Below are 8,944 nucleotides of genomic sequence, written 5' to 3' on the forward strand. Positions count from 1 at the left end.
GAAAAGGGAGGGGCATTATTCCGCCGGGGGCTCCTTGCGAAAAAGGCGTTCCAGGGCCGCCGCATCCAGCGGCGTGAGATTGAAGCGCATGCCTGCTTCATCCAAAAGGCTGGCCAGGCTTCTGCCGGGGGTTTGAGAACGCTGTTCCGCCAGAAAGGCGGCCGCTTTGCGCACAAGTTCGCTCTGGGGCATGATGGTTGACATCGGCGTATACCTCTTTTTCTCTTAGCATAGCTGCGGCAGCGTTTTTTGGCAATGCCGCGGCCTTCATTTACCGGAAAACCACGGGCCGCGCGGACACGCTTGCGGGCGCTTCGACGCTGGGCGGCCCATTGAGGCTGAATACATGGATAATCTCCTCACCGCGCTTATTTTAAGCATAGTTGAAGGGTTGACCGAATTTCTGCCGGTTTCTTCTTCCGGCCATATGATACTGGTGGGAGAGCTGCTTGATTTTGTGGGAGAACGCGCCGCTACCTTTGAAGTGGTCATTCAGCTCGGGGCCATTCTGGCCGTGGTGGTGTTGTACTGGAAGCGGTTCTGGGGCCTGGCGCGGCCGCAACCCTATGTGCGCTTTGCCGGCATGCGGGGGATCTGGCTGCTGATCCTGACCTCTTTGCCCGCCTGCGTGGTGGGCCTTCTGTTCCACTCCCTGATCAAGCACTATCTTTTCCGGCCCGCCACAGTGCTGATTGCTCTGGTGGTGGGGGCCGTCTGCATGATCCTGGTGGAACGCCGCAAGCAGAAGCCCACCTGTGTCAGTCTGGACGAGATGACGCCGCGGCTGGCCCTGGGCATCGGCTGTTTTCAGTGCCTTGCGCTGTGGCCCGGCTTTTCACGCTCGGCCGCCACAATCATGGGCGGCATGCTCATGGGCGCCAGGCGCCCGGTAGCGGCGGAGTATTCCTTTATTGCGGCCGTGCCGATCATGGTGGCTGCCACGGGCTATGACATGCTCAGCAATCTCAATCTGTTCTCCACGGCAGACATTCCCTTTTTTCTGGTGGGCAGTGCCGGGGCCTTTGTGTCGGCTTTGCTGGCCGTAAGGGTTTTCGTGTCCCTGGTGGGCAGAATGACCCTGGTGCCCTTTGCCGTCTACCGCCTGCTGCTCGCGCCCTTTGTCTATTATTTCATGGTTCATTAGAGCTGTGCGCTTGCGGGGTGTTGCGGCAGCCGCGCTGCGGCGGACATGCGGAGCAGGCCGGAAGCGGGCAGGGCGCAGGCGCTGATTTTTTTACTGAAAATCCCGTAAAAAAATCTTGCCAAGCAGCTCTGAATTGTGTATTCAGTGCGACGCGTCACTGCCGGGCGCAGTGCAGCCGGGCAGCGCAACATACGGCAAGGTAGCTCAGTTGGTTAGAGCATGCGGTTCATACCCGCAGTGTCGGGGGTTCAAATCCCTCCCTTGCTACCAATATGATGTCAAGGAAGTCCAAGGATATTCAAAAGTCCTTGGACTTCTTGATTTTAAGGCTTCTCATGTTGTCCATGTTGCCATTATGGTCATTGGCAGCGCGTCAGAAATAGGGTAACAACCAGGGTAACGAGATAAAGCGAACCGGAGTTGTTACCCCAATGCCGCTCACTGACACAGCTATCAGGGCCCTGAAGCCGAAGGCCACCCGCTACAAGGTGTTTGACGGCGGCGGGCTCTACCTCGAAATTCTGCCTACCGGCTCGAAGGTCTGGCGCATTAAATATCGCGAGGCCGGGAAAGATCGCCGCCATACCATCGGGCATTATCCCGCCGTCAGCCTGCGGGATGCGCGGCTTGCTCTCCTCAATGCGAAGGCGCTTCTTGAGTCCGGCGAACGATTGGAGCCGGATGCCAAGGCGCAAAACCCCACGTTCAGCGCCAGCGCTCTGGAATGGATAGAGCGCCAGGCTCCCCGGTGGAGCGAGGCGCACAAAACCACTGTCACCACGCGGCTGCAAAAATATGCCTTCCCCCACATCGGGGGGAACGAGATCCAGGCCGTTACCCCACCGGAAATCTTAAAGTTCCTTCGCCTGATTGAGGGGCGCGGGAAGTTTGAGACTGCCTCGCGCGTGTTGGGGATTTGCTCCCAGGTATTCAGATACGGGGTTGCCTGCGGCTATTGCGGGTCAGATCCGTGCCGTGATTTACGGGGCGCCCTCACGGCGCATGTGGAAAAGCCCCGGGCTGCCTTGATTCGTCCCGGGGACGTTGCGGGCCTGATGGCATCGATCATGGAGTACAGGGGGAATTTGATTACCCGCGCGGCAATGCTGTGGTCAGCATATACTTTTTGCCGTCCGGGCGAGGTGAGGAGGGCGGAATGGCAGGAGATAGACTGGGAGGGGAGGGAGTGGCGCATCCCGGCGCATAAGATGAAAATGCGTTTCGAGCACCGGGTGCCGCTTGCCAGGCAATGTGTGGCGCTGTTGGAGGGCATCAGGGAGCGGAAGCTCTCGGAGCAGTGGATCTTCCCTGGGGTGCGGCCCTCGCGTCCGCTTTCGGAGAACGGGGTTTTGTCCGCGTTGCGCCGTATGGGCTACGGAAAGGACGAAATGACAGCGCATGGATTTCGCGCGATGGCGTCAACGCTGCTCAATGAGATGGGCTACCGGCCCGACCTTATCGAGCGCCAGCTTGCTCATGGCGACACTGACAAGGTGCGGGCCGTATATAACCGCGCCGCATACATGGATGAACGCCGGGCTATGATGCAGGCGTGGGCTGACTATCTTGACAGTCTGGCACAAGGACAGAGCCGCCTTCACGCACCAGATATTCCCGAATGACGGAGACGGGCCAGCGGGAGATCCTCTCAGCAATTTTCTCAGGCGGGGGGAATTTGCCATCCTTTATGCGCTTGTAGAGCGTCCCCCTGCTGATGCCGAAGGCAAAAGCGACCTGGGCGGGGCGGGCAAAGCCTTCTGTCGGAAGTGTCAGAATTTTTTTATCTTGCATCTTACCACCTCACGGGGGTTATGGTTCAAGCCTGCGGATATTCATCTTCTCCATGGCCTTGCGGGCCGCTTCGCGCCAATGTTCGGGGGCAGGCGGGGACATGCCATTGACATCCTCTTCGATGTATTCCGATAACGGTATGCCCGAACAGGCATTGGCCAGCACCATCGCCAGCCAGTCGGCCTCTTTTTCCAAGCGGGCCAATTCCGTCCGCAGGCGCAGGATTTCATCAATGTCAGCCATGACCACGTCCGGGGAGTTGGCAGAGATGTGGTCGGCGTCTTCGGCGCACTTGGGGTTGCTGATGCTGCTCATAGAGACTACCAGAAAATGTGAATTCTCATCCGGGTAGATGAGACGATTACAATAACCGCCATTCACAGAGTTGATCCCGGTGGTTATCCACTTTCCCGGCGTCGCATTCTCAGCGAGCGCCCGGCGGGCAAGCAGGGCCTCGGTGGTGCGGTCAGTCGTGGTCATTCTTCCTCCCTCGCCATTCCTGGAACATCCTCTTTCAGGTATCTGAGTTCATCCCGCAGGCGCGGTATTTCTTCGTGGTCTCGCGGAGATTCAATTATTACGCGGCTAATATCCTCCCATATATCTGTCCCGCTACTGTTGCCGGTGCAGCGGAGGGCCAGCGCTTTCCGCTGTTTCTCCGTCAGTTTCACTCTGACGCTCCGGTATGACGGGCCATCGCCGCAAAATATCATGGGCGAATCGTCACGAATGATTACCGTCATTGTGTCCGGCGGCAGTTTTTCTTCATTGGGCATCGTTTTCCTCCTTCGGCGTGGCATCAGATACATACGTCTACGGGAACTCCCCCATGAACCTGTCAGAATTTCTGACAGGTTGAACTATCTCTCCCCCTCCTGCGCGGGGAACTCCCTCCACTCCCTGCCGTCCAGCAGGGCCGGGGCTTTTTTCGTGCCGCCCCAGCCTTTGAAATAAAATGGGGCGCCTGTGTTCTGGCACTGGTCGCGCAGGCACCGCACCCATTCCGGGCGCATGGGCCGCGCGCCGGGGCCGGTCTCGCCGCCGCAAATTATCCAATCAATGCCCGGCTTGGTGGTAACGGGGTCTGCACCGCAATCCTCGCAAAAGGGTGTGCCAATGCGCGGGTATTTCGGGCCTGTCCATGAGCCGCACTCCGCACAGACGGAGATGTCCAATGCGATGGGCCCAAGCATGGGCTCAATGCTCACAAAACGCTTGTGCGCTCTGATTTCCATCAGGATGGGCAGCTTTGCGTCTGCCTCGGCCTGATTGCAGACCGTCACCCCAAGCCATACGTTTTTAGGAAGCGGCAAAGCCTCTATGCGTTTTTCCGCAATTTGGGGTCGCTTTGTCAGGAGCAGGAAGGTATGTTGCGGCCACACATACTGCATGTAGTCAACGAGGTCCTCGAATGCCTCTTCGGAGTTTTCATGGAAAATATCGGTCATCGAGCCAAGAAAAACGCGCTTTGGACTCCTTGGTAACGTATCCAGGCAGCCCCATCCTTCATAGTTTATTCTGCCCGTCCACTTCCCGCGCTCGTCCACGACTCCGGCGTATTTCTCCGCCGTTTTCGGGTTGCGCGCCAGCCTTGCGGCGAACTTCTCGGCATAGCAGTGGTCACAGCCAGGGCTGCACTTGGAGCATCCGACCAAAGGATTAATTGTGATGTCGCACCAACCTATCGGGTTACTCATTTCACCGTCTCCTTACCAATTTTCCGGGTCGGCGCAGTCCGCTTCCCCGAAGCAGCACACTCCGCAAAGCGCGGTGTGTTCAATGCTGCCGTTGAGGGCAACAATGTCCACCGTGGGCTTTTGCCCACAGACGGTGCAAGCAATGTCATAGTTGGGCTCGGCTGTATTTCCGCTCATATCTACCTCGTGTTTTTTATAGAGCAGGGGCGCGGGTCGGAGTCGAACCGACACCCGCCAGGATACCTGCGCGCTTTGTTCCTTACAGCTTCTTGAAAACCGTGCATCCGCAGCCGGGGCACTTCTCCTTTTTGGAAACAAGGCCGCACTTGGCGCACTCGCGGTTGGGTTTACCATCGGAGAGGCGTTCCCCCTTGCAGGAGGAATAGATCCGCGCAAAATTCCTGGGCTTGCGCTTCCTCCTCCATTCCGGGCGCGCCGGGTTGTCGTATTGCTTCATGGCTTGCGCCTCTCGTTTTTCGCCTTGTGCTGCCTGTGGCAGCGCGGGCAGCGGTAATGCCACGGCTCTGGCGGGTCAAAGGCCCGGCCACAGTCCATGCAAAGCCGTTGGCCGGGCCATAGCCCCGTACTTTTCTTGTGCCGGACGGCCGCCTTATGCTCCGGCCAGTATTCATCGCTCACAGCGCGGCCTCTGCGACGCCCTGGGCGTCCGCTTCCTCTGTGGCATTGGAGTTGCCGAAGTCGGCCGGCATAAGCCAATTATCGTCCGCGTCCTCTCCCGTGTTCGGGGTAAAGTCGGGATTGTGGATGCAGCCCTTGCAGGGCGGCATGTTGACGGCGGTGTGCTTGTGAGCGCAGGTCTTGCACTCGCGCCTGGGCGTCCAGTTGTCCGTACCGCCCTCCACGGCCTGCGAACATGTGGCGCACTCCTCGGCCTGCCCGGCCTCCTTGTCTGCCAGGCGCCCGCAGTCAATGCAGGTATGCCCCCACGCCTCTTCGCCAAGGGGCGCGGAGCCGCCGGGCGCGGACGTGAAAAGCGTGGGCTGCCGTTCTTTCGAGGTCATGGCGCGCCGGAAAAGCTCCACACCATCCTCGCAGGCGACGTACACGATCTCCTCTGTGTTCCAGTCCTGGAGAACGTCACATTCCACCTTGCACGGCTCGGACTTCCCGCTACGGAACTTCTCGGCCGCATCGGAGAGCTTCTTCTGCTCCTGCTCGATCCTGCTCTTGAAGTCCTTGCGGATGCCGGCAAGCTCGTCCTCCATCTCGTCAATCCGGTTTTGCGCCTCGGCCATGCGGTTGCCAAGCTCCAGCTTTTCCTCGTCACTCAAGGGGAAGGCCCGCTCGTATTTGTCCTTGCAGAGCCAGGTCACGCCCTTGTCAGCTTTCGCGGGGGCGTCGGGGTCAACAATGCCGGCGGACATGGCGGCCAGCGTGTTGACGTGGCAAAGCAGGGTGTCGCCCTCGTTGAGTTCGGTGCAGTCGTGCGTGAAGTCCGCCGTGCTGATCTCGCAGGGCTCGCCGCCCTCGGGCTGGACGGTTGCGGTTTCACCGTCCTCGGAGATTTCCAGGATGGTCAGCATAATGTCCACGGTGCGGTCGGCTTCACTGGCAGGGGCGTCGGCCTCCGGCTGTTGGCTCTTGCCGTCCCCGTCCGAAAGCCCTTTTTCCCCGGCCAGCCATGCGGGCAGCGTGATGGGCACACTGGTATCGCCGCGCTCGCCGCAGAAGTCGATTTGGGACAACGGCAGCCAGACGTCCTCGTCCTCGCATTTCACCAGTACGGCGGAGTTGGTCAGTTGCAGGATGTCGGCGTGGATGGTGATCATATCGTCATGGGACATGGGGATGCTCCTGTTTTTGGTTGCTCAAGCCTGATTCCGCGATGAACCGGGATGGACGTTCGCCGGCGCCTTCCTTACCTTCCTTTTCCGGCCTGACGGCCAGAATGAGGCGGTCTTTGGCGCGGGTGACGGCCACATACATGAGGCGGCGCTCGTCCTCGATGGCCGCCGTGTCGCCTTTCGTTTCGGCGGTGAGAGCCTGCCTGCCCGGCAGAACGCCCTCATTGCAGCCCGCAATGATGACACACGGGAACTCCAGCCCCTTGGCGGCGTGGCAGGTCATGAGCAGGATGCACGGTTCTTCGTCCCTGGCGGGCATTTCGTCCTGCACATCCACCAGGGCCAGCCAGTCGAGGTAGTCTGTGATGGTGGCGGTGGGATATTGAGCGGCGTAGAGTTCCAGCCACTGGCAGTATTCCGGGCCGTACCCGTCCAGCGGGTCGAACTGGTATCCGCCCGAACCAAACCAGTCGAGGGCCTCTTTCACTGTGCTGCTTGCCGAGGGCATAGCTTCCAGAATGTCCGCGTTCAGGTCGTCCCGGTACGCCTCAAAACAGGATTTTCCTTCTTCCGCAGCCCGCACGCGGATGTTCGCGTATGCGCCCGCATCCAGGCCGAGGCCCGCATGAGCCAGCAGGAAGGCGGTTTCGTCAAAGGGATTGACGATGCACTTCAAGGCTGCGTTGGCCTTGACGAAAAGCGGGCTGTGCAGGGCCGCGGCGCGCCTGCCGATTCGCTTGTGCGGCACGTCGCGGGCGCTCAGCTCCTCACTGAGCCTGTCCAGCATCCGGTTGTTCCGGCACAGCACAACGGGAGGATGCGGCCACTCATGCCGGGCGGCGAGAATATCGGCCAGTCGGGAACTGTCCGCGTTTGGAATGATTGCCAGAGCGTGGGGCGCGTCATCCCGCATGGCCCGCATGGCAAGCGCCCGGTGGCTGGTGTTGTGACGGATCAGGCAGTTTGCGGCGGATACTATATCCGGGGCGCTGCGGTAGTTGTTGCGCAGCTCGTAGACGGTCAACGCGCCGGCATCCATCAGATGTTGCAGGTGGGCAGGAACAGCCCCGCGAAATCCGTAAATGGACTGTGAAAGGTCGCCCACGGCGTACAATTCAGCGCCGTCCGTGTGTTCCGTGATGGCTTTCAGTGCACGCCACTGCATCGGATCAAGGTCTTGGACTTCATCCACCAGCAGGTATTTCCAGTTGGTGAACTCTCTGACCTTGCCGGCTTCAGCCAGTTCCACAAGCCCGTGAATCAGCCCATAATAGGGCATGGCGTTGTTCTGACGGCAGGCGGCCTCAAATGCCTGTAACACGGGATAGTACGGGTGCGCTGTCCCGATTTTTTCTCCGCTCCGCTCCAAGGCGGCAAACATGGCATCCAGGGCCTTTTTGCCGTGCTTCCATTTGCCCCTGGCGTACAGGCCGAGCTGCTCGCCGCAGAGCCGGATCAGGGTGTCCGTTTCCGGCGGCGTGTACACGGTCAGATTGCCGTAGCGCAGGCCGATGTGATGGCCGTATTTTTTCAGCAGGCCCAGACCCAGGCCGTGAAAGGTGGACACCGTGACCTTACGGGCCTCTCTGCCGACGCGGGCCTCAAGCCTTGCCCGCATTTCCCCGGCCGCCGCGCGGGTGAACGTGGCGCAAACGATCTCATGGCCGCTCGCGCCCTGTTCCATGAGCCACGCTACGCGCTCAATGAGCGTCCGCGTCTTGCCGCTTCCGGCCCCGGCCAGCACCAGCACATTTTTTTCCCGCGCCAGCACGGCGGCCTGTTGTTCCTGGTTCAGTGCGGGGTGAGTCATCGGGCGGCCTCCACAACATGCGCCGCAGTCCACCCGTCGCTGATGGAGGCCAGTTCGTGGCAGGTGCAGGCGATAATCTGCGTGTCCACATTGGACGTGGCCACGCTCTCCAACAGTAGCCCGATTTCCTGGCCGAGTTCCGCTCCCTCAATGAGGATGAGCGGGTTTTTCTGCCCTTGCGGCGCCAGCGCATAGGCAAGCGCGCTCTCGAACATCACACGCTGGCCGCCGGAGAGGCCCCCGCAGGGCACAACCCCGTGGCCCGGAATTTCCCAGCCGAGAAATACCGCGCCTTCATCGTCAACGCGAAATTCCGCGCGCCCGAGGGGCAGCACCTGGCCCATTTTTTCCGCAATGGCCGTGGCCGTGGCCTGCATGGCCGCCGCCTTTTTGTTGCGCAGGTCGTCCAGCGTCTTCTTTTCCGCTTCCAGCGCGGACGCCAGCTCCAACACCGCCGCGCGGTCCTTTTCCAGTTGCGTCCTGAGGCCGGCCGCGCGTTGGAAAAGGCGCTCGTCGGCCCGCAACGCGTCCATCCGTGCCCGAAGTCCGGAAACCCGCTGTTCCATGATTTGCAGTGCGCTATCCATTGACGGCCTCCTGTGCGGTCCGAAGCAATTTGATTTCGCGCTTGAGCACCATCCGCGCGGCGCATCCCTCACACCCGGCCCGCTCCAGCGCGGACAAAACGCGCTCAAGA

The 8,944-nt window shown here is 60.4% G+C and carries 11 protein-coding genes and 1 tRNA gene; 3 read left to right on the plus strand and 9 right to left on the minus strand.

The window, feature by feature from the left end:
• Nucleotides 1-15: 15 nt before the first annotated feature.
• Nucleotides 16-204: a hypothetical protein gene (locus tag G7Y51_RS06795; RefSeq protein ID WP_165175850.1), complete on the minus strand. Its 189-nt coding sequence runs from the start codon at nt 202-204 to the stop codon at nt 16-18.
• 142 nt (nt 205-346) lie between these two features.
• On the opposite strand from G7Y51_RS06795, the gene G7Y51_RS06800 reads away from it, so the two are divergent.
• The 3 genes from G7Y51_RS06800 (at nt 347) to G7Y51_RS06810 (ending at nt 2,766) form a co-directional block, all read left to right on the plus strand.
• Entirely contained in the window at nt 347-1,144 is a 798-nt protein-coding gene (locus tag G7Y51_RS06800) for an undecaprenyl-diphosphate phosphatase (protein ID WP_165175852.1), read from the plus strand.
• Between the two features lie 193 nt (nt 1,145-1,337).
• Nucleotides 1,338-1,414, plus strand: a tRNA-Met gene (locus G7Y51_RS06805).
• Between the two features lie 161 nt (nt 1,415-1,575).
• Complete coding sequence (locus tag G7Y51_RS06810) at nt 1,576-2,766, plus strand: tyrosine-type recombinase/integrase (RefSeq protein WP_165175855.1); 1,191 nt, start codon at nt 1,576-1,578, stop codon at nt 2,764-2,766.
• 187 nt (nt 2,767-2,953) lie between these two features.
• Here G7Y51_RS06810 and G7Y51_RS06820 read toward each other — a convergent pair whose 3' ends face one another.
• The 8 genes from G7Y51_RS06820 to G7Y51_RS06855 form a co-directional block, all read right to left on the minus strand.
• On the minus strand, nt 2,954-3,415 hold the full coding sequence (locus G7Y51_RS06820; RefSeq protein WP_165175858.1) for a hypothetical protein: 462 nt from the start codon (nt 3,413-3,415) through the stop codon (nt 2,954-2,956).
• On the minus strand, nt 3,412-3,711 hold the full coding sequence (locus G7Y51_RS06825) for a hypothetical protein (RefSeq protein WP_165175861.1): 300 nt from the start codon (nt 3,709-3,711) through the stop codon (nt 3,412-3,414). The genes G7Y51_RS06820 and G7Y51_RS06825 overlap by 4 nt, the downstream gene beginning before the upstream one ends.
• Before the next feature lie 84 nt (nt 3,712-3,795).
• Entirely contained in the window at nt 3,796-4,632 is an 837-nt protein-coding gene (locus G7Y51_RS06830; protein WP_165175863.1) for a DUF5131 family protein, read from the minus strand.
• Between the two features lie 12 nt (nt 4,633-4,644).
• The gene (locus tag G7Y51_RS06835) at nt 4,645-4,809 is read right to left on the minus strand and encodes a hypothetical protein (RefSeq protein WP_165073225.1); all 165 of its coding nucleotides are present in this window, start codon (nt 4,807-4,809) and stop codon (nt 4,645-4,647) included.
• Between the two features lie 82 nt (nt 4,810-4,891).
• Nucleotides 4,892-5,089: a hypothetical protein gene (locus G7Y51_RS06840; RefSeq protein WP_165175865.1), complete on the minus strand. Its 198-nt coding sequence runs from the start codon at nt 5,087-5,089 to the stop codon at nt 4,892-4,894.
• A 178-nt stretch (nt 5,090-5,267) separates the two neighbouring features.
• Nucleotides 5,268-6,437, minus strand: coding sequence for a hypothetical protein (locus G7Y51_RS06845; protein ID WP_165175867.1), 1,170 nt, complete (start codon nt 6,435-6,437; stop codon nt 5,268-5,270).
• Complete coding sequence (locus tag G7Y51_RS06850; RefSeq protein WP_165175869.1) at nt 6,427-8,247, minus strand: ATP-dependent helicase; 1,821 nt, start codon at nt 8,245-8,247, stop codon at nt 6,427-6,429. Before G7Y51_RS06850 ends, G7Y51_RS06845 begins: the two co-directional genes overlap by 11 nt.
• The gene (locus tag G7Y51_RS06855) at nt 8,244-8,834 is read right to left on the minus strand and encodes a hypothetical protein (protein WP_165175871.1); all 591 of its coding nucleotides are present in this window, start codon (nt 8,832-8,834) and stop codon (nt 8,244-8,246) included. Before G7Y51_RS06855 ends, G7Y51_RS06850 begins: the two co-directional genes overlap by 4 nt.
• Nucleotides 8,835-8,944 lie beyond the last annotated feature (110 nt).

This window comes from Desulfovibrio sp. ZJ369 (assembly GCF_011039085.1).
Taxonomy (GTDB): domain Bacteria; phylum Desulfobacterota; class Desulfovibrionia; order Desulfovibrionales; family Desulfovibrionaceae; genus Desulfovibrio.